A 19,586-nucleotide genomic window follows, 5' to 3' on the forward strand; every position below is an offset into this window, starting at 1 on the left:
TCACAATGGAACAGGTTGTCATTGTTGATGCGATTCGAACCCCGATGGGGCGTTCAAAAGGCGGGGCATTCCGCCACGTGCGTGCAGAAGATCTCTCCGCCCACCTGATGCGCAGTCTGCTGGCGCGTAACCCGGCGCTGGATGCCACCGCCATCGACGATATTTACTGGGGCTGTGTGCAACAGACCCTGGAGCAGGGGTTTAATATTGCCCGCAACGCGGCATTGCTGGCAGAAATCCCGCACTCCGTTCCGGCGGTTACCGTTAACCGTCTGTGCGGCTCATCCATGCAGGCACTGCATGATGCCGCACGGATGATCATGACTGGCGATGCGCAGGTATGCCTGGTTGGTGGCGTTGAGCACATGGGCCACGTACCGATGAATCACGGTGTGGATTTCCACCCGGGTATGAGCCGTAACGTGGCGAAAGCGGCAGGCATGATGGGGCTGACAGCTGAAATGTTGTCGCGTATGCATGGCATCAGCCGTGAAATGCAGGACGCTTTCGCCGCACGCTCCCATGCCCGCGCCTGGGCGGCCACGCAATCCGGCGCGTTCAAAGCGGAGATTATCCCAACCGGCGGCCATGATGGCGATGGTGTGCTGAAACAGTTTAACTACGATGAAGTTATCCGTCCGGAAACCACAGTCGACACGCTGGCGACGTTACGTCCGGCGTTCGATCCGGTAAGCGGCACCGTCACTGCTGGCACCTCCTCAGCCCTGTCAGATGGCGCCTCGGCGATGTTGGTAATGAGCGAAAGCCGCGCCCGCGAACTGGGCCTTACCCCACGCGCTCGCATACGCTCTATGGCTGTGGTCGGCTGCGATCCGTCAATTATGGGTTACGGCCCGGTGCCCGCGTCAAAACTGGCGCTGAAAAAAGCCGGACTGAATACCAGCGATATCGACCTGTTTGAGATGAACGAAGCATTTGCGGCTCAGATCCTGCCATGCATTAAAGATCTGGGGCTGATGGAACAGATCGACGAGAAGATCAACCTGAATGGCGGTGCGATCGCGCTCGGCCATCCGCTGGGCTGTTCTGGTACACGTATCAGTACAACCCTGCTGAACCTGATGGAACGCAAAGACGCCCAGTTTGGTCTGGCGACCATGTGCATTGGTTTAGGCCAGGGCATCGCGACCGTTATTGAACGCGTTTAGCTGTCGATTGTAGGCCAGGAAAGCACAGCATCCCTGGCCTACAAAAACGCAAAAATCTCACTCAATGCCATTAATTCCAGAGCAAGGCGGCAGTAACGTGCATCCCCGGAGCATGGGCAGCGACGTGACCGTGGGTAAACAACATCAGCCAACACAGCAATGGTAAAGAAAGAGTTTAGTTGCCGTTCTTCCCGCCTGTCAGGGGCGGGTTTTTTATTACCAAAACCTGGCAAACAGCCAGCACGGGAATGCTGGCAAGGATGAAGACAGATCAGATAAAGGCAAACGCATCGCCAAACAGGCGATCTTCACGCGCACCACGCTCATTGCAGAACAGATCGCGGGCGATTTTCGCCATCTCAAACCGCCCGGCAATATAAATATCGTGGCCGGCAAGCGAACCAAAATCCTGCAGTACCGCAGCCAGCACCGTGCCTGAACGGCCGCGCCACGCTTCAGGCGGTTGCTCAACCACAGGCACCACGCGCAGATTCGGATGTTCTACCGTTAAAGCTTCCAGTTCTGCCAAATCATACAGGTGCTTCTCTTCACGCCCGCCCCAGTAAATGGTGATTTCACGGTTTGGATTTTGCGCAAGCGATGTCAGCAAAATGGAGCGAACATACGAGAACCCCGTGCCGCCGGCAATCAGCACCATCGGACGATCTTCATCTTCACGCAGCCAGGCATCGCCGTGAGGAATATCAATAACGATTTCCCGCTCCTGCAGAATACGGTCCATTACCGCCATGGCATAGAGATTCAGCTCTGAAGCGCCAATGTGCAGTTCGATAAAATCATGCTGATCCGGCGTAGAAGCCATTGAGAAAGGACGCTTATCTCGTTCGTCCATCACCACCATCAAATACTGGCCAGCGCGAAAAGAAAAAGCCGCTTCCGGCACTAAACGGACGCGATATACCGTGTCGGTGATGGCGTCTACCGAGGTCACTTTACAGCTTAAGGTTGTCATGCGCTCCCTCTGTCGGGTCTATACTCGTCACACTTCAAATTGCAGCGGCGCCGCAACCGGAATTACTCAGAGCCTGTCGGCAAAAAACGGTGGCGCATCAGGCGCCTTTCCCGTCATTCAGTATGGCCAGTTCGTCCCAGATGGCGTCGATACGCGCCGTCACCGCAGGATCTTTCTTGATCGGTCGCCCCCATTCACGCTGGGTTTCACCGGGCCATTTATTGGTGGCATCCAGCCCCATTTTTGAGCCAAGGCCGGAAACCGGCGAGGCAAAATCCAGGTAATCAATCGGCGTATTCTCTACCAGCACCGTATCCCGCGCGGGATCCATACGGGTAGTGATCGCCCAAATCACATCATTCCAGTCACGGGCATTCACATCGTCATCACACACAATCACAAACTTGGTGTACATAAACTGGCGCAGGAATGACCAGACGCCCATCATGACGCGTTTTGCGTGGCCCGCGTACTGCTTCTTCATTGTCACCACCGCGAGGCGGTACGAACATCCTTCCGGCGGCAGATAAAAATCAACAATTTCCGGGAACTGCTTTTGCAGAATCGGCACCAGCACTTCATTCAGTGCCACACCCAAAACTGCGGGTTCGTCTGGCGGACGCCCGGTATAAGTAGAGTGGTAAATGGCATCTTCACGCTGGGTAATATGCGTTACGGTAAAGACCGGGAAATTATCCACTTCATTGTAGTAACCGGTATGGTCGCCATACGGCCCTTCCGGCGCCAGTTCACCAGGCTCAATATAGCCTTCCAGCACAATTTCCGCACTGGCAGGGACTTCAAGATCGCTCGAAATACACTTCACAACTTCGGTTTTCGTGCCACGCAACAACCCGGCGAAAGCATATTCAGACAGCGTATCCGGCACCGGCGTCACCGCACCGAGAATTGTGGCCGGATCGGCACCCAATGCCACAGCCACCGGAAAACGTTCACCCGGATGTGCCGCACACCACTCCTGGAAATCAAGCGCACCACCGCGATGAGACAGCCAGCGCATAATCAGTTTGTTTTTACCGATCAACTGCTGGCGATAAATGCCCAGGTTCTGTCGTTCTTTATGCGGCCCACGCGTGACCGTCAGCCCCCAGGTGATCAGCGGTGCAGCATCTTCCGGCCAGCACTGCATAATCGGGATTTTGGTCAGATCGACACTCTCGCCCTGCAAGATTTTTTGCTGGCAAGGCGCACCACGCAGACGCTTAGTGGGCATGTTCAGCACTTGTTTGAACTGGGGAAGTTTATCGAAGAGGTCGCGAAACCCTTTTGGCGGCTCAGGCTCTTTCAGGAATGCCAGCAATTTGCCGACTTCCCGCAGGGCGCTGACATCTTCCTGCCCCATTCCCATCGCAACCCGTCGCGGCGTACCGAACAGATTGCACAACACCGGCATCGCATAACCTTTCGGGTTCTCAAACAACAAGGCCGGACCGCCGGCACGCAGCGTGCGGTCGGCAATCTCGGTCATTTCAAGATAAGGGTCAACGGGCAGCGTTATTCGCTTAAGTTCGCCCTGCTGCTCGAGCTGTGTCAGAAAATCGCGTAGATCGTTGTATTTCATGCGGTGTAATATCGCCTCCGGGTAAGCGCCTTATTATACGGTGTTCATCTTGCAGTTGCTGTATTTTTGTTAAATCCGCGTGAATTACAACGAGCGTTATGCCACAGGTTATAATCAACTTAGCCATCAGAACGCGGTTTTGGTATTCTTGCTCCGAAACTTAAGGAAAAGAATCTTATGCGATCCTGGTATTTACTTTATTGCAAACGAGGTCAGCTTCAGCGCGCCCAGGAACATCTTGAGCGCCAGGCGGTAAGCTGCCTGACGCCGATGATCGCGCTGGAAAAAATTGTTCGTGGCAAACGGACAACCGTTAATGAACCGCTATTCCCTAACTATTTGTTTGTGGAATTTGATCCGGAAGTCATTCACACCACGACCATCAATGCCACACGTGGCGTCAGTCACTTCGTCCGCTTTGGGATGAACCCGGCGAAAGTGCCCTCGACGGTGATCCACCAATTGTCTGTCTATCAACCTGAAGGGGTGACCGATCCGGATACGCCCTACCCCGGCGATGACGTGGTGATCACGGAAGGCGCGCTCGAAGGTTTACAGGCCATATTTAAAGAGCCGGACGGCGAGGCACGCTCCATGCTATTGCTGCACCTGTTAAATAAACAGGTGCTGCAGAGTGTCAAAAATACCGATTTCCGCAAAGCCTGACGCGCCACTCAAAAAGCCACGCCAAAGAGCCGTTGCACGTTGTTGTCCGTTACCGACGCCAGCCACTGCGCATCTTCCCCGCGCAGCCCGGCGACAGTGGTAAGAATATGCCCCAACAGCGCCGGTTCATTACGCCGCGATGCCGGTTTTAGCCTGAGATCGCGCGGTAACAGCCAGGGCGCATCCGTCTCGATCAACAACCGTTCGGCGGGGATCAGCGGCAGTACCTCCCGCAACGCCAGTCCGCGCCGCTCATCACACACCCAGCCGGTAATACCGAGGTAGAGACCGCGTTCGAGGCAATCCCGCGCTTCTTGTGCACTGCCGGTAAAACAGTGCAGCACTGCACCGGGTAACTTATCGAGCCAGGGATCCAGTAGTGTCAAAAAGCGGTGATGCGCATCACGACAATGCAAAAACACCGGCATGCTCAGCTCAGCGGCTAACGCCAACTGCGCAGTAAAAGCCTGTTCCTGCTCCTGCGGCGTTGAAAAATTGCGGTTGAAATCCAGCCCGCATTCACCAATGGCAACCACTTCGGGCATTGCCGCAAGCTCACGAATCGCGGCGGCGGCTTCCGTCGTCCAGCCGCTGCTGTCATGCGGGTGCACACCGGCAGTCGACCAGCAATGACGGTAGTGTCGCGCCAGTTGTTGTGCCAGCAGGCTTTCGTGCAGATTAGTGCCGGTGATCAACATCCCCGACACCCCCGCCTGCTGCGCACGAGCCATGACCTCATCCCGATCTTTAGCAAACTGCGAGCTGGTAAGATTCACGCCAATATCGAACATCTCTTTCCCCATACAACAACCGCCCTGATGGGCGGCTGAACATTACTCTTCGTGGGTTTCGCTTTCTTCTTCCGGCGCGTGACGTTTGCCCACATAGAAACGGGCGAAAAAGACCCCCACTTCAAACAGACAGTACATTGGGATCGCCAGCAGCGTTTGCGAGAACACATCAGGCGGGGTCAGCAACATACCGACCACAAAAGCACCAACCAGCACATACGGGCGCTTTTGCCGTAAATCAGCAGGTGTCGTCACTCCCAGCCAGCACAGCAGAACAATGGCGACCGGCACTTCAAACGACACGCCGAATGCCATAAACAGCGCCATGACAAAGCTGAGATAGCTGGCGATGTCCGTCGAGACCTGCACGCCCTCCGGCGCCGTATGCGTCAGGAAACCAAACGCCAGCGGAAAGACGACAAAATAGGCGAATGCCATGCCGATATAAAACAGCAGTGAGCTGGAAACCAGCAAGGGAACAATCAGCCGCCGTTCATGCTTGTACAACGCCGGGGCAACAAAAGCCCAAACCTGATACAGAATGACCGGGGCAGAAAGGATTAACGAAACCATAAAGGTCAGTTTAATCGGCGTAAAGAACGGTGAAGCCACATCGGTGGCGATCATCGTCGCGCCCATCGGCATCTGCTTGATTAGCGGTGCGGAAACCAGTTGATAGATATCGTTCGCGAAGTAAACCAGCGCGAGGAAAATCACAATAACGGCAATAATGCAGTTCAACAGGCGCTTACGCAGCTCAATAAGATGGGCTATCAGCGGTTGGGTATCATCTACAGCCATGTTCAGGATTTATCACTTGAAGAGGATGAGGAGTCAGAAACCGGCACGGCCTCTTTCACCACAGGCTTCGTGACCGGCGCTTTTTGCGCGTCCGGTACAGCGGGCGTTTGCTGCGGAGAACTGGCCTGGTTTTCAGCGCTGGCAGGCGTTACGCCTTCATGCTGCGCTTCATTATCTTTCACTACCGGATTATGAATAGTATGCGTTTCGTCGCTCGCTTTTTCCGGATCGTTGGCGCTATAGGTGCGCTTCATCGATTCCGCCGCCTGACGCAGTTCGTCCATTGACTGTTTTAACTCTGGCGTCAGGTTTTCCAGGCTCGCTTTCTCGACCTTTTTCAGACTGTCCTGGAACTCCTGCAGCTTCAGTTCCTGTGTCAGTTCATTCTGCACGGTGGTCGCCAGCGAGCGCAACGCGCGAACCCAGCCCGCAATGGTGCGTACCGCAACAGGCAACCTCTGCGGCCCCAGAACAACCAGACCGATGATAAAAACGAGTAACAGCTCGCCAAAACCTATATCGAACACGGGTTACACCTGCTCTTTATCGTGACGTTTTTCGTCTTTTTTAGCGTCGTCGGTTTTTTCAGAAAGGGATTTCGCCGTGAAATCTGCATCCTGCGCCGATTTCTCCTGCTTTTCCTCCTTCCCGTCGTCGCTCATGGCTTTTTTAAAACCTTTGATTGATGCACCCAGATCGGAACCAATCGAACCAAGCTTTTTTGTGCCGAACAGCAGTACGACAATGACCGCAATCACTACCAGCTGCCAGATACCGATGCTCCCCATAAACTGTTCTCCTTAAGCGATGAGGTTAAAAACAGGCCCCAGTATACACTTTATCCCCAGGGCTGCATGTCTATCCCCCAAGGGCGCGGGCGGCGTCAAACTCAACGCGTTCGGCGCCAGCCCACCAGCCATGCGACTGCGCCGCCAGCCATTAACCATAAAGGGTGAAGACCCCATTCTGGTCGGTTTATCAGCAATAACGTTCCGCTTAACAAAAGAGTGGCGCCAATACCAAACAGGTACCGCGACTGCCCCTGCCGCACGTGATGTGTTTCCAGTTCGCTGGCGATTTTATCAACGCTACGCTGCAATTGCCTGCCATGCTGCAAGCCGTAATACACCAGCTCAGGAAGCTCCGGCATTTTCTCGATCCAAAAGGGGCCTTTCTCTTTAAAGGCCCTGATGAGCGCAGGAATACCCACCTGGTCTTTGATCCAAGTTTCGAGAAAAGGTTTCGCCGTTTTCCACAAATCGAGTTGCGGATAAAGCTGACGCCCAACACCTTCGATATACAGCAGGGTTTTCTGTAACAGCACCAGTTGCGGCTGCACTTCCATATTGAAGCGGCGCGCAGTGTTGAACAGGTTAAGCAGAACGTGACCAAACGAAATTTCCGCCAGCGGTTTTTCAAAAATAGGCTCGCAGACGGTACGAATGGCGAATTCAAACTCTTCGACATTCGTATCTGGCGGCACCCAGCCGGAATCGACATGCAATTCCGCCACTTTGCGATAATCACGGTTGAAGAAAGCGATAAAGTTCTCTGCCAGATAACGCTTATCTTCTTTGTTTAGCGAGCCGACAATACCGCAGTCAATACCGATATATTGTGGATCTTCCGGATGTTCATAGCTGACGAAAATGTTACCGGGGTGCATATCGGCATGGAAGAAACTGTCGCGGAAAACCTGGGTGAAGAAGACCTGCACACCGCGTTCCGCCAGTAACTTCAGGTTGGTACCGTTTTTTTCCAACGCCGCGAGATCGGAAACCGGGATCCCGTAAATACGCTCCATCACCAGCATGTTCTGGCTGCAGTAGTCAGAGTAGATTTCCGGCACATAAAGCATGGGACTGTCTTCGAAGTTGCGTCGAAGCTGAATGGTATTCGCCGCCTCACGCAACAGATCCAGTTCGTCGATCAGCGTTTTTTCGTATTCGCGCACCACCTCGCGCGGGCGTAAACGGCGTCCGTCTGGCAACAAGCGCGGCACCCAAGCCGCGAGGCGATAGATCAATTTAAGATCGGCCCTGATCACTGGCAAAATGTCCGGGCGGATCACTTTGATCACTACCGCTTTCCCGTTCTCTTTTAGCCGTGCGGTGTGGACCTGGGCAATCGAGGCGGAAGCAAGCGGTACAATGTCAAAATCATCAAACCAGGTCTCAACCGGCACACCGCCCATAGACTCTTCTATCTGGCGTTTGGCGAGCTGACCGTCAAACGGTGCGACGCGATCCTGCAACATCGCCAGTTGGTCGGCGATAAGCGGCGGGAACAGGTCACGCCGGGTCGACAGCATTTGTCCGAATTTAATCCATACCGGCCCCAGTTCCTGCAGCGCCAGACGCAGCCGTTCACCAAGCGCTTTATCTTTATGCCGGTTCGGCATCCAGAACAGCGAACGCCGCCAGAGACGAAGCGGCAAGGTTATGCGCATTCTGGGGATTAACTCATCAAGCCCGTAACTTAAAAAGGTCTGGATGATGAAATAGAGGCGCCGTAATTCTCCTGGCGTCATTTGCCCTCCAGCTTTTCCAGACGTTTAGTTAACACATCCACCTCACGTTCGGTGGCGGATATCTCTTCTGCAAACCAGGCCACTTCCAGCGCACCCGGTGCGACACGCCACTCTTCCGTTAGCACTTCCGAAACATAGCGTTGTTGACGCTGGAAGCCCTGGCGCAGAAAACGTGCGCCGCCGCGCAGCATCTTACCGATACCTTCAGCAGCGATATCACCCGTCCAGGGCGCCAGCACTTCAGCGGGATCAAACTCAGCCAGATCCATTAGCGACACCAGGTTTTGTACCACCTGAATATCGCCCTGCACTTCCAGCTCGCCACTGCGGATGAGCGCTGTCAGTTGCTGGCGGTCGCGCAATTTCGGCAATACACGTAGCTGTGTAATTACGGAACAATCGGCTTCGCCTTCCCATTCGCCCAGCACGTCCACCTGCCGTTCACTGAACACCAGCACGAACGGGGAGGAAAACTCCTGCACGACAATGCGCAGAACCTTGCCATACAACCGCTCACGCGCAGATTTCAATGCACCCTGGCGGTATAAAAAGGTATTCAGCACGCGCTCAACGCCGGCAGACACCATTGGCTTAAAGGGCATACGCACCTCCTGTCAGAACTTGTAGCCCCGGTGCAGAGCAACGATCCCGGCGGTCATATTGTAATAATCGACGTTTTCGAAACCCGCGTCCTGCATCATCGCTTTCAGGGTTTCCTGATCGGGATGCATACGGATGGATTCCGCAAGATAACGGTAGCTTTCAGCATCACTGGCCACCAACTGACCAATACGCGGCAGAACATGGAAGGAGTAAGCGTCATAGGCTTTACTCAGCGGCTCAATAATCGGTTTGGAAAACTCCAGCACCAGCAGGCGGCCGCCCGGCTTGAGCACGCGGAACATGGAACGCAACGCGCGCTCTTTTTCCGTCACGTTACGCAGGCCAAACGAGATCGTAATGCAATCGAAGGTGTTGTCGGGGAACGGTAATGCTTCGGCGTTAGCCTGCACATACTCAACGTTGCCAATCACGCCAATATTGCGCAATTTTTCGCGCCCCATTTTCAACATGGAGTCGTTGATGTCCGCCAGCACAACCTGTCCGGATTCACCAACCAGACGAGAGAACTTTGCGGTCAGGTCACCTGTGCCACCGGCCAAATCGAGAACTTTTTGCCCACGCCGAACGCCGCTGCAATCAATGGTGAAACGCTTCCATAAACGGTGGATGCCCATCGACATCAAATCGTTCATCACGTCATATTTAGACGCGACCGAATGGAAAACGTGTGCCACCATCTCGGCTTTGTTTTCTTTAGCGACGGTCTGAAAACCAAAGTGCGTCGTTTCTTTTGAATCTTCCGCCATCTTAGTGCCTGCTATTGAAGAATTTGTTTGTGAAGTGTAACAGATTGGGCGCAATTGCCCTACGATTCAACCACCCGAGGATGCCCTTGCCGCTTGCTCCGCCCCCGGCGTGTTTGCGTCTAATTCATTGTCTTCGCTGCGATCGTTTTCATCATCCAGCCCTGCCCGCAAACGGAACTCTTCATCCTGGGCCTGTGCTTCTGCGGCTAATTCCGGATTAATCTCGCGCTTGATCTCTACACCTAACCCCCGAAATGCTTCCGCCTGCGCCAGAAGATTACCGCGCCCGGAGCTGAGCTTTTTCATGGCCTGCCGATAGTTATCCTGCGCTTTGTCGAGGCTGAGCCCGACAGAGGACATATCGTCAACGAAGAGGCGCATTTTGTCATACAGGCGGCTGGCGCGCTCTGCAATCTGCTGGGCATTACGGCTTTGGTGCTCATAACGCCACAAATTCGCGATCGTGCGCAGCGCAACCAACAGCGTAGTCGGACTGACCAGCATAATGTTATTTTTCAGCGCTTCGGTGATCAGTTCGGGCTGCCTGTCCAGCGCGATTAAAAAGGCCGGTTCGACCGGAATAAACATCAGCACGTAATCCAGACTGCGAAGACCAGGAAGCTGCTGGTAATCTTTACGGCCCAGCAAACGAATGTGGTTACGTACCGAAGCGATATGCTCCTGTAACGCCCCTTCACGCGTGAACTCATCATCAGCGTTAAAATAACGCTCATAGGCCACCAACGTCATTTTGGCGTCAATTACCACATCTTTACCTTGTGGCAAACGCACAATCACATCGGGCTGCATGCGGGCGCGGTTGTCATTCTCCATGCTGACCTGGGTTTGATATTCGTACCCTTCGCGCAGGCCAGACGCCTCCAGCACGCGGGTCAGCACCACTTCGCCCCAGTTTCCCTGGGTTTTGTTATCGCCTTTTAGTGCCCGGGTCAGGTTGATAGCTTCCTGCGCCATTTGCGCATTCAGCTGTTGCAGGTTGCGGATCTCATGCGCGAGCGTATGACGCTCACGCGCCTCCTGACCAAAGCTGTCCTGTACCTGGCGGCGAAAGCCGTCGAGCTGTTCACGCAGAGGTGTCAGCAGACTATTAAGGCTCTGGCGATTCTGCTCATCGACCCGTCGATTGCTCTGCTCAAAAATACGATTGGCAAGATTTTCAAACTGCTCACTCAGACGCTGCTCACTGCTGTGCATCTGACGCAGTTTCTCTTCTGCATGCAGTTGGGTGGATTCCAGCCGGGTGGTCACTTCGCGCAAGTCGGCTTCCAGCGAGCTGTTAATATGCTGCAAGCTGCGCAACTCGTTATTCAGCAGTTCGCACTCTTCCCGCCAGTGCTCACCCTGGGCTATCTGCTGCCGGGCGGCACTCAGTTCGCTAAAGACATCGCGCTGCTCTGCCAGCAGTTCCGCCTGCTGCTGCGCGCCACGCCAGCTGGCCGCCAGCCAGCCGACCAGTAAGCCCGCCAGCGCAACTGCCGCCATGACGATGATTGAAGTGTCCACCACGCCCCCTGATTACTAATCATTACTGTCGGGGATTGTGCTGTATAAACGTCCAGTTTGGAAGGGGTTTTCCTGCGAAGCGTTACGCAAAAAGAAAAGGCCGAACAGGTCGGCCTTAAAATCATCAGCGCACAGTTACAGGAGACGACGCGCGGCTTCCACAACGATTTTCACCGCATGGCTTTCTGTTTGCTTCATGGTTTCCGCATTCGGGATCTCTTGCTGAGTGCGGTTAACAATCACACCAGCGACCATCCCGGCACGTAACCCCTGGCTGGCACACATCGTCAGCAGCGTGGCGGATTCCATTTCGTAGTTCATCACGCCCATAGATTGCCACTCTTCCATGGATCCTTTGAAGCGGTTCACCACACGGCCAGAGAAGGTGTCGTAGCGCTCCTGGCCCGGGTAGAAGGTATCTGACGATGCCGTAACGCCGATATGTTTCGTTGCGCCAACGGCGTCTGCTGCGGCCACTAATGCGGTTGTACAGGCGAAATCGGCCACAGCCGGGTATTCCATCGGTGCAAAGTGCAGGCTGGCACCATCCAGGCGTACGGAGCCGGTCGTGATCAACACATCACCCACATTGATATGCGGCTGGATAGCGCCAGTAGTGCCTACACGCAAGAAAGTACGAATGCCAAGCTGCGCCAGCTCTTCCACTGCGATAGAGGTTGACGGGCCGCCGATGCCGGTAGAGCAAACAATAACCGGTTTGCCATCCAGTTCGGCACGCCAGCTGGTAAATTCGCGGTGCGATGCCAGTTTGACCGGCTTATCCATCAGCGCGGCGATCTTTTCCACACGCTCAGGATCGCCAGGGACGATAGCCAGCGTAGCCCCTTGTAAATCGTTTTTGGTGAGGCCGAGATGAAAAACATCAGACTTGGACATAACAGACTCCTCTGTGGTCAGTTTTATCGGGAGAGGCAAAAAGCCACTTTACAGAAGGCGCACGCCTAATTTCGTGACTGTCATCACCGCTATTGAAATTCATTGCATACGGTTTCCATTAAATAGTGACACTCATCACATTTTAATGCCACACCTCACGCCTCAGGAGCAAAGATAGTCTACCCCACGGTGATTTACCGCGCCCCTCAGGTCTTCCCGTCTATAGTTATTGAAGCGCTAATAAAGGGTATGGAGAATGCCATGACAACCGATAAACAGCCGGGCTTTGCACCTGCAGCATCACCTCTCGCTTCAACGATTGTACATACGCCGGAAGACGCCTTAATCGCAGGCGAAACGTCAATTCCGACCCAGGGCGACAATATGCCCGCGTTTCATGCCCGCCCAAAAACGGCCAGCGATCCACTGCCCATTGTCATTGTGGTGCAGGAAATTTTTGGTGTACATGAGCATATCCGCGATCTTTGCCGCCGCCTGGCACTGGAGGGCTACCTCGCCATCGCCCCGGAACTCTATTTCCGCCAGGGCGATCCGAATGATTTTGCGGATATCCCAACGCTGCTGAGCGGGCTGGTCAGCAAAGTACCGGATGCACAAGTTCTTGCCGATCTGGACCATGTTGCCAGCTGGGCTGCACGTAACGGCGGCAATGCCCATCAGTTACTGATCACCGGTTTTTGCTGGGGTGGGCGCATCGCCTGGCTATATGCTGCGCATAATCCACAGTTGAAAGCGGCTGTGGCGTGGTACGGCAAACTGGTGGGGGAAAAATCACTGAACTCGCCAAAACATCCGGTAGATATCGCCACGGAACTGACCGCGCCGGTGCTGGGTCTGTACGGCGCTCAGGATACCGGCATTCCGCTGGATACGGTTGAAACCATGCGCCATGCGCTGCGCGCAGCCAACGCTAAAGCCGACATTGTCGTTTATCCCGAAGCCGGGCATGCGTTCAATGCCGACTACCGTCCGAGTTATCATGAAGAGTCAGCGCAAGACGGCTGGCAGCGCATGCTGGCGTGGTTTGCCCAGTACAGCAAAAAATAATCCTGCACGCCGGGGCTCGCCCCGGCAACCTGTTCCTGGAGGTGATAACGGCACGGCGCACCGCCCCTTTCTCATGCCGCCTCCAGACGCCAGCCCTGCATCAAACGTACACAAACCGTTTGCCCTGGCGCGAATGGAGAGTGATGAAAAGCCGTCACCGTTTGCCCATCACGCAGGCGCATTTCCAGTAAGTAGCGCTCGCCCTGGTAGATACAGCTTTCGACCTGCACACTGAGCCCGTCGTCCGCTACCTGCACGTGCTCCGGGCGAACTAAAACGGCCTGCAGCGCGCCAGGCGCAAAACCGCTGTGCAACTGCGCGCCATTCAGCTGCTGAAGATGAGCGGGCGTGGCCAGCGACAGCACGCTGCCCTTACCAATAAAACGCGCCACCCAGGCGTTTTGCGGCTGTTGATACAGCGCCTGCGGTGCGCCCCACTGCATTAATTCCCCCTGGTGCATAACCGCAATGTGACTGGCGAGCGCCATCGCTTCTGCCTGATCATGCGTGACATAAACAAAGGTTGCCCCGGTGCGACGGTGAAAATCGCGGAAAGTCTGTTCCATCGTCGCACGTAGATGGCGATCAAGGTTGGCCAGTGGCTCATCCAGCAGTACCACCTGCGGTTCAGAAACCAGACAACGCGCCAGTGCTACCCGCTGACGCTGGCCGCCGCTCAGCTCGTGAGGGGAGCGCCCGGCATAAGCGCCCAGCTCTACCACATCCAGCGCGGCCATTACCTGTTTGTGCCGCGCCGCACGTTGTACTTTGCGCAGCTTTAGCGGGTAACCCACATTTTCCGCGACCGTCATATGCGGCCACAGGGCATAGGACTGGAAGACCATTCCCATATCGCGCTGCTCCGGTGGCGTATGCGTGGTTTGATCGGCCAGCAGGCGATCCCCTAAGAACAAACGCCCGGCGGTCAGTTGTTCCAGCCCGGCGAGAATGCGTAGCGTGGTCGTTTTCCCGCAGCCGCTTGGCCCCAATAACGCGGTAAACGCGCCTGATGGGATCGTCAGGTTAATATCCCGCACGACGGTCTGCTCGCCAAACATTTTGCTTAAGCCTTCCAGCCTCAGTTCTGCCATGGGATCACTCCTTTGGGCAAATAACGGCCAAGGGCGCTCAGCAACACCATCACCAGTGCCACCAGCGCCACCACCAGCACCGAAATGGCCGATGCCAGCACCTTGTTGCCGCTTTCATCAAGGTTAAAAATCACCACGCCGAGCGTCTCTTTCCCGGCACTCCACAACAACGCCGAAACGGTCAGTTCATTCACCGCGGTGAGAAAAACCAGCAATGCTCCGGCAAAAGCGGCCGGTGCAAGCAACGGCAGCACAATATGGCGTAGCCGCTGGGAAACATTTGCGCCCGCGAGGCTTGCTGCCTCCTCCATCGCCGGATCCAGTTGCAGCATGCTGCTGTGCACAGGCTTCAGGCATACCGTCAGAAAACGGGCGAGATAAGCAAAGAAAATAATCATCAGGGAACCGATAAGGCTGATATTCAGCAATGGCAACGGGTGAGCAAACAATAAAATGCAGGCAATGGCCAGCACCACGCCTGGTAGCGTATAGGGTATGTCGATAAGCGAGTGCAACGCGCGCAGCAGGCCGGTCGGATAGCGCACCAGCAGCCAGGCCAGCGGCAGACTCAACAGCATTAACACCCCTGCGGCAGAGACCGAGAGCAACACACTGTTGGTCAATGCCCGCCAGGTTGCGCTTTGCGCATCAAAAATAGCGCGCCATGCGGAAAAGGTCAGCGTGTCGCCATTCAGCGGAACCCCCAGCGTGGGCACCAGCGAGGTGGTGATCAGCGCCAGCAAAGGTGCCAGCAGAATGGCGCACAACACGGCTCCCAGCAGGATCTCTGTCGCCAGCCGCCATTTGCCCAGCGTAAAACTGACAGCCCGGCCGGCCATGCCAATTAGCGGTAAGGCATAACGCCGTTGCATGTACCCCTGCACAATAACGATCCCGATGGCCAACACCCCCATCAGCACCGATAATGCAGCCACGTCGCTGAGCATTGACGGGCCGAAACTGGCCAGCGTCTGGTAGATATGTACGGGCAATACAAAATAGGAGATCGGAATACCGAGCATCGCCGGGATGCCAAAATTTCCCAGCGCGGAGACAAACGCAATGGCCGCGCCGGCCCATAATGCCGGGCGACACAGTGGCAGGACGATATCGACGAAGACACGCCACAACGAGGCGCCCTGTAAACGCGCCGCTTCGATATGCTCCTGCGGCAGGCACTGAAGCTGAGTACGCAGCGCCAGGAACACCAGCGGCGCATGCTGAATGCCGAGCAGTAACGCAATGCCTTCCGGGGAGTACAACGGGTTGGCACTGCCGAACCTGGGCGCAATGCCAAGGCTATTAAGCAGAATGCTGCCTGGACCAAACAGCTGCAGCCAGCTTAACGCGGTCACCTGCGGCGGGATCATCATGGGCAACATAAACAGAAACACCCACACCTGTTTCATGCGCATGGACGTTAACGCCAGGCAAAAAGCGAACACACCGCCCAGCAACAAAGAAAGCAATGTCCCCAGCCCACTGGTATAGAGGCTGTGCCAGAGAGCAAGCCAGGTCGTTGGGTTGCTGAGCACTCGCCATAAACTGCTGTCGCTGCCCTGCCGCCAGTCGAGCAATGCCGAGAGAAGTAAACGCAGGCTCGGCAAGAGACTGAGCAGGGCCACCAAAAACAGCAGCAACCACAGCAGCCCTTTAGCCGGGCTGCCGGGATGCTGACGCAATGTCATACTGGCCATCGATCAACGGCTTCCGAACAGGTCGGCAAAGCGCTTTTTATTGGCGTCGGTATCGGCCAGGGCTTTTGCCGCATCGAAAGGCATCAGCTTAATGCTGTCACGCGGTGGAAAGCCGGCAGGCACTGGCAGCCTTGCATCTGCGGGCAGGTATCCCTGTTGCAATACCAGTTTCTGCCCCTCGTCAGACAGAACAAAGTCGATAAAATCATGCGCACCCTGGGGATTTTTCGCCGCTTTCATCATTGCCACAGGTTCAGTGACGATGCTGACACCCTCTTTCGGGAAGACAAACTCAATCGGCGCGCCTTTGGCCTTTTCGCGTATCGCCATGTAATCCACCAGCACACCATAGGCTTTGCTTCCGGCAGTGATGGCGCTCATTACGGCCCCATTGCCGCTTTGAGGCATCGCGCCATTGGCGTGCAGTTTTTCGTAGTATTGCCAGCCAAGCGCCGGATCGTTCATCAATGTTGCCTGGTGAATTTGTGCAGCTCCGGAGTAGAGCGGGCTTGGCAGAGTGGTCATATTTTTCAGCTCTGGCTTGAGCAGATCCTGCCATGAGGTGGGCTTGACCGGTGCTTTACTATGATAAGCGATGCCGGTGGTGATCAGTTTCGTCCCGTAGTAGTAGCCCGCTTTATCGTACAGTTGCGGGTCGAAGCGGGAGGCCTGCGGCGAAGGGTAAGCAGCCAGTAAATTCTGCTGTTTTAGCGATTCCATGGTAACGCTGTCGGCAATGAGCAGGACATCCGGGGCCGCGCCGCCAGCGGCTAATTCTGCCTGCAAGCGCGCGATCAGCTTGGTGGTTCCATCACGGATCCATTTCACTTCGACATCCGGGTGCGCTTTTTCAAAGGCGCTGACCGTCATCTGCGCATCTTCCGTGGGCTGGCTGGTATAAAGCGTTAGCGTGGATTTGGCAAATGCAGACGCACTCATGATGGCCAGCACAATGGCCGTCAGCGCATTTTTTTTACTCATGGTTCTTCCCCTTTGTTTTCGTTGCGACGATTAAAACAAGGGAATTTGACAGAAATGTTACTGAATGGAGGTTGCGATGTTACGAAAGGATACCGCGCCGCCCGTCAGACAACAGGCGGCGCGGTAGAGCTTACGCCTGGCGCAAGTTTTGCGCTGCTTTCACCATGTTAGCCAGTGCGCTACGAGTTTCCGGCCAGCCACGGGTCTTCAGGCCGCAATCCGGGTTCACCCACAGGCGCTCAGCCGGGATACGCTGGGCAGCTTTCTGCAACAGGGCTTCGATCCACTCCACGCTCGGGACGTTTGGCGAGTGAATATCGTACACACCCGGCCCGATTTCGTTCGGATACTCGAATTCTTCGAACGACTCCAGCAGTTCCATATCGGAGCGGGAGGTTTCGATGGTGATCACGTCGGCATCCAGCGCCGCGATCGCGTCCATGATGTCATTAAACTCGCAGTAACACATGTGGGTGTGGATCTGGGTTTCATCTTTCGCCACCGCCGCATTGATACGAAAAGCGTCTACACCCCAGGCCAGGTAGGCATCCCAGTCGCTGCGACGCAGAGGTAACCCTTCGCGCAGGGCCGGTTCATCAATCTGGATGATACCAATGCCTGCGGCTTCCAGATCCGCCACTTCGTCACGCAACGCCAGCGCAATCTGTTTAGCAATGGTTTCACGGCTCACATCTTCACGTGGGAACGACCAGCAAAGGATGGTAACCGGGCCAGTCAGCATGCCTTTTACCGGTTTGTCGGTCAGCGATTGTGCATATTTCGCCCACTCAACAGTAATGGCCTCCGGACGACTGACATCACCAATGACCACAGGCGGTTTTACACAACGCGAGCCGTAGCTCTGCACCCACCCGTTTTGCGTAAAGACGAAACCGTCCAGATTCTCACCGAAATATTCCACCATGTCGTTACGCTCGGCTTCGCCGTGAACCAGCACATCCAGTCCCAGACGCTCCTGCTCGACAATCGCCTGTTTAATATGCTCAGCGATACCGGTACGGTAGTTGCCCGCATCCAGATTGCCTTTTTTGAAGTCCAGGCGCAGGCCGCGAATCTCTGTGGTCTGCGGGAAAGAGCCGATAGTGGTGGTTGGCCACGCAGGCAGATTAAAACGTGCCCGTTGTGCTTTGGCGCGTTCAGCGTAAGGGCTGTTACGCTGGCTGTCCTGGGCTGTAATGGCGGCCAGGCGTTGCGCTACTGCACTGTTATGTACACGGGTTGAGTGGCGACGAGCCTGAATCGGCGCGCTCCAGGCCTGTAATTCTTCGGTGTTGCCGCTGTTCAGCGCATCACGCAGCAGTGCCAGCTCTTCACATTTTTGCAGCGCGAAGGCAAACCAGCTTTTCACTTCAGCATCGAGGCGGGTTTCTACACTCAGATCGATAGGGCTGTGCAACAGCGAGCAGGAAGAGGCCACCCACAGCGCACGTTTACCAACGATGTCTTTAATCTGGGCATATTTTTCCGTCAAATCAGCGCGCCAGACGTTACGGCCATTCACCAGACCAGCGGACAGCAGCCAGTCGGCTGGCAAGCGTTGGTGTAGTTCCGCCACGTTGTCCTTGCCGTGCACCAGATCAACATGCAGGCCCTGTACCGGCAGCGCAGCGATGATGTCGAGGTTCGGCGTCACGCCTTCGAAATAGGTGGTCAGCAACAGCTTCAGCTGGCCTGCCAGCGCCTCGTAAGCGGGTTTATAAGCATCCAGCCAGGCCTGCGGCAGCTCCAGCACCAGCGCTGGCTCATCAATTTGCACCCACTCAATACCGCGTTTCGCCAGCTCGCCAAGTACTTGCTGATATACCGGCAGAATGTCCTGCAACAAGCTTAAACGGTCAAACTGTTCGCCTTTCACTTTACCCAGCCACAGGTAAGTGACCGGGCCAAGCAGAACCGGTTTCACGTTGTGGCCAAGCGCCAGCGCTTCGTCGACTTCATCCAGCAACTGGGTCCAGGTCAGTTTGAACTGCTGGCCTTTGCTGAACTCTGGCACCATGTAGTGATAATTGGTGTTAAACCATTTGGTCATTTCCGCCGCTGCCGCCGGCTCGCCGGTCGGGGCGCGGCCACGGCCAATACGGAACAGGGTATCGATATCCACAGCGCCGTCGGTGTTCTGATGACGAGCCGGCACATTGCCTAACAGCAGGCTGGTGGTCAGAACATGGTCGTACCAGGCAAAGTCGCCGACCGGCAGCAGATCGATGCCAGCGGCGTGTTGCTGCGCCCAGTGGCGGGCGCGCAGCTCGCGGCCTGTCGCCAGTAATTCTTCACGGGTGGCTTTACCCGCCCAGTAGCTTTCTTGCGCTTTTTTCAACTCGCGACGCAGGCCAACGCGAGGGAAACCGAGGGTGTGATTAAGAATTGTCATTTTTAGCCTCTTCAATAGGTTAATCCAAAGGATTTCGGATTAAGGGAAGGCGGC

Annotated in this window: 18 protein-coding genes; 3 read left to right on the forward strand and 15 right to left on the reverse strand. The window is 55.4% G+C overall.

Going from position 1 to position 19,586, the window contains the following annotated elements; genetic code table 11:
- Positions 1 to 5 precede the first annotated feature (5 nt).
- Positions 6 to 1,169 carry an acetyl-CoA C-acyltransferase FadA gene (gene fadA, locus ACUY4S_RS22090; protein ID WP_458023146.1) on the forward strand — a complete coding sequence of 388 codons (1,164 nt, stop codon included), beginning with the start codon at positions 6 to 8 and terminating at the stop codon, positions 1,167 to 1,169.
- Positions 1,170 to 1,440: 271 nt separating this feature from the next.
- Here fadA and fre read toward each other — a convergent pair whose 3' ends face one another.
- Both fre and ubiD read right to left on the reverse strand, forming a co-directional pair.
- Entirely contained in the window at positions 1,441 to 2,142 is a 702-nt protein-coding gene (fre, locus tag ACUY4S_RS22095) for an NAD(P)H-flavin reductase (protein ID WP_458023147.1), read from the reverse strand.
- Positions 2,143 to 2,239: 97 nt separating this feature from the next.
- Positions 2,240 to 3,724, reverse strand: coding sequence for a 4-hydroxy-3-polyprenylbenzoate decarboxylase (gene ubiD / locus ACUY4S_RS22100; RefSeq protein WP_458023148.1), 1,485 nt, complete (start codon positions 3,722 to 3,724; stop codon positions 2,240 to 2,242).
- A 177-nt stretch (positions 3,725 to 3,901) separates the two neighbouring features.
- On the opposite strand from ubiD, the gene rfaH reads away from it, so the two are divergent.
- Positions 3,902 to 4,390 (forward strand): transcription/translation regulatory transformer protein RfaH, encoded by a 489-nt coding sequence (gene rfaH / locus ACUY4S_RS22105; protein ID WP_458023149.1) that lies wholly within the window; start codon positions 3,902 to 3,904, stop codon positions 4,388 to 4,390.
- Between the two features lie 8 nt (positions 4,391 to 4,398).
- Here the strand turns inward: rfaH and tatD are convergent, their stop codons facing one another.
- The 9 genes from tatD to udp form a co-directional block, all read right to left on the reverse strand.
- Positions 4,399 to 5,181, reverse strand: a complete 783-nt coding sequence (gene tatD, locus ACUY4S_RS22110; protein WP_458023150.1) for a 3'-5' ssDNA/RNA exonuclease TatD — start codon at positions 5,179 to 5,181, stop codon at positions 4,399 to 4,401.
- Between the two features lie 42 nt (positions 5,182 to 5,223).
- Positions 5,224 to 5,982 (reverse strand): Sec-independent protein translocase subunit TatC, encoded by a 759-nt coding sequence (gene tatC, locus ACUY4S_RS22115; protein WP_458023151.1) that lies wholly within the window; start codon positions 5,980 to 5,982, stop codon positions 5,224 to 5,226.
- Positions 5,983 to 5,984: 2 nt separating this feature from the next.
- On the reverse strand, positions 5,985 to 6,509 hold the full coding sequence (gene tatB / locus ACUY4S_RS22120; RefSeq protein ID WP_458023152.1) for a Sec-independent protein translocase protein TatB: 525 nt from the start codon (positions 6,507 to 6,509) through the stop codon (positions 5,985 to 5,987).
- 3 nt (positions 6,510 to 6,512) lie between these two features.
- Positions 6,513 to 6,770 carry a Sec-independent protein translocase subunit TatA gene (gene tatA, locus ACUY4S_RS22125; protein WP_458023153.1) on the reverse strand — a complete coding sequence of 86 codons (258 nt, stop codon included), beginning with the start codon at positions 6,768 to 6,770 and terminating at the stop codon, positions 6,513 to 6,515.
- Between the two features lie 101 nt (positions 6,771 to 6,871).
- Positions 6,872 to 8,512 carry a ubiquinone biosynthesis regulatory protein kinase UbiB gene (gene ubiB / locus ACUY4S_RS22130; protein ID WP_458023154.1) on the reverse strand — a complete coding sequence of 547 codons (1,641 nt, stop codon included), beginning with the start codon at positions 8,510 to 8,512 and terminating at the stop codon, positions 6,872 to 6,874.
- Positions 8,509 to 9,114, reverse strand: coding sequence for a ubiquinone biosynthesis protein UbiJ (gene ubiJ, locus ACUY4S_RS22135; protein WP_458023155.1), 606 nt, complete (start codon positions 9,112 to 9,114; stop codon positions 8,509 to 8,511). Before ubiJ ends, ubiB begins: the two co-directional genes overlap by 4 nt.
- 12 nt (positions 9,115 to 9,126) lie before the next feature.
- Positions 9,127 to 9,882 carry a bifunctional demethylmenaquinone methyltransferase/2-methoxy-6-polyprenyl-1,4-benzoquinol methylase UbiE gene (gene ubiE, locus ACUY4S_RS22140; protein WP_458023156.1) on the reverse strand — a complete coding sequence of 252 codons (756 nt, stop codon included), beginning with the start codon at positions 9,880 to 9,882 and terminating at the stop codon, positions 9,127 to 9,129.
- Positions 9,883 to 9,948: 66 nt separating this feature from the next.
- Positions 9,949 to 11,406, reverse strand: a complete 1,458-nt coding sequence (rmuC, locus tag ACUY4S_RS22145; RefSeq protein ID WP_458023157.1) for a DNA recombination protein RmuC — start codon at positions 11,404 to 11,406, stop codon at positions 9,949 to 9,951.
- Between the two features lie 135 nt (positions 11,407 to 11,541).
- Positions 11,542 to 12,303, reverse strand: coding sequence for a uridine phosphorylase (udp, locus tag ACUY4S_RS22150; protein WP_458023158.1), 762 nt, complete (start codon positions 12,301 to 12,303; stop codon positions 11,542 to 11,544).
- Between the two features lie 261 nt (positions 12,304 to 12,564).
- On the opposite strand from udp, the gene ACUY4S_RS22155 reads away from it, so the two are divergent.
- Complete coding sequence (locus ACUY4S_RS22155) at positions 12,565 to 13,371, forward strand: dienelactone hydrolase family protein (RefSeq protein ID WP_458023159.1); 807 nt, start codon at positions 12,565 to 12,567, stop codon at positions 13,369 to 13,371.
- A gap of 71 nt (positions 13,372 to 13,442) precedes the next feature.
- On the opposite strand, the gene ACUY4S_RS22160 is transcribed toward ACUY4S_RS22155, so the two are convergent.
- The 4 genes from ACUY4S_RS22160 to metE form a co-directional block, all read right to left on the reverse strand.
- A complete protein-coding gene (locus ACUY4S_RS22160; protein WP_458023160.1) occupies positions 13,443 to 14,462 on the reverse strand; it encodes an ABC transporter ATP-binding protein in 1,020 nt (339 codons plus the stop codon).
- Positions 14,450 to 16,159 (reverse strand): ABC transporter permease, encoded by a 1,710-nt coding sequence (locus tag ACUY4S_RS22165; RefSeq protein ID WP_458023161.1) that lies wholly within the window; start codon positions 16,157 to 16,159, stop codon positions 14,450 to 14,452. The genes ACUY4S_RS22160 and ACUY4S_RS22165 overlap by 13 nt, the downstream gene beginning before the upstream one ends.
- A gap of 3 nt (positions 16,160 to 16,162) precedes the next feature.
- Entirely contained in the window at positions 16,163 to 17,140 is a 978-nt protein-coding gene (locus ACUY4S_RS22170; RefSeq protein ID WP_458023162.1) for an ABC transporter substrate-binding protein, read from the reverse strand.
- A 130-nt stretch (positions 17,141 to 17,270) separates the two neighbouring features.
- Positions 17,271 to 19,532, reverse strand: coding sequence for a 5-methyltetrahydropteroyltriglutamate--homocysteine S-methyltransferase (metE, locus tag ACUY4S_RS22175; RefSeq protein ID WP_458023163.1), 2,262 nt, complete (start codon positions 19,530 to 19,532; stop codon positions 17,271 to 17,273).
- Positions 19,533 to 19,586: the final 54 nt, after the last annotated feature.

It is taken from the genome of Kosakonia beeri (assembly GCF_054165705.1).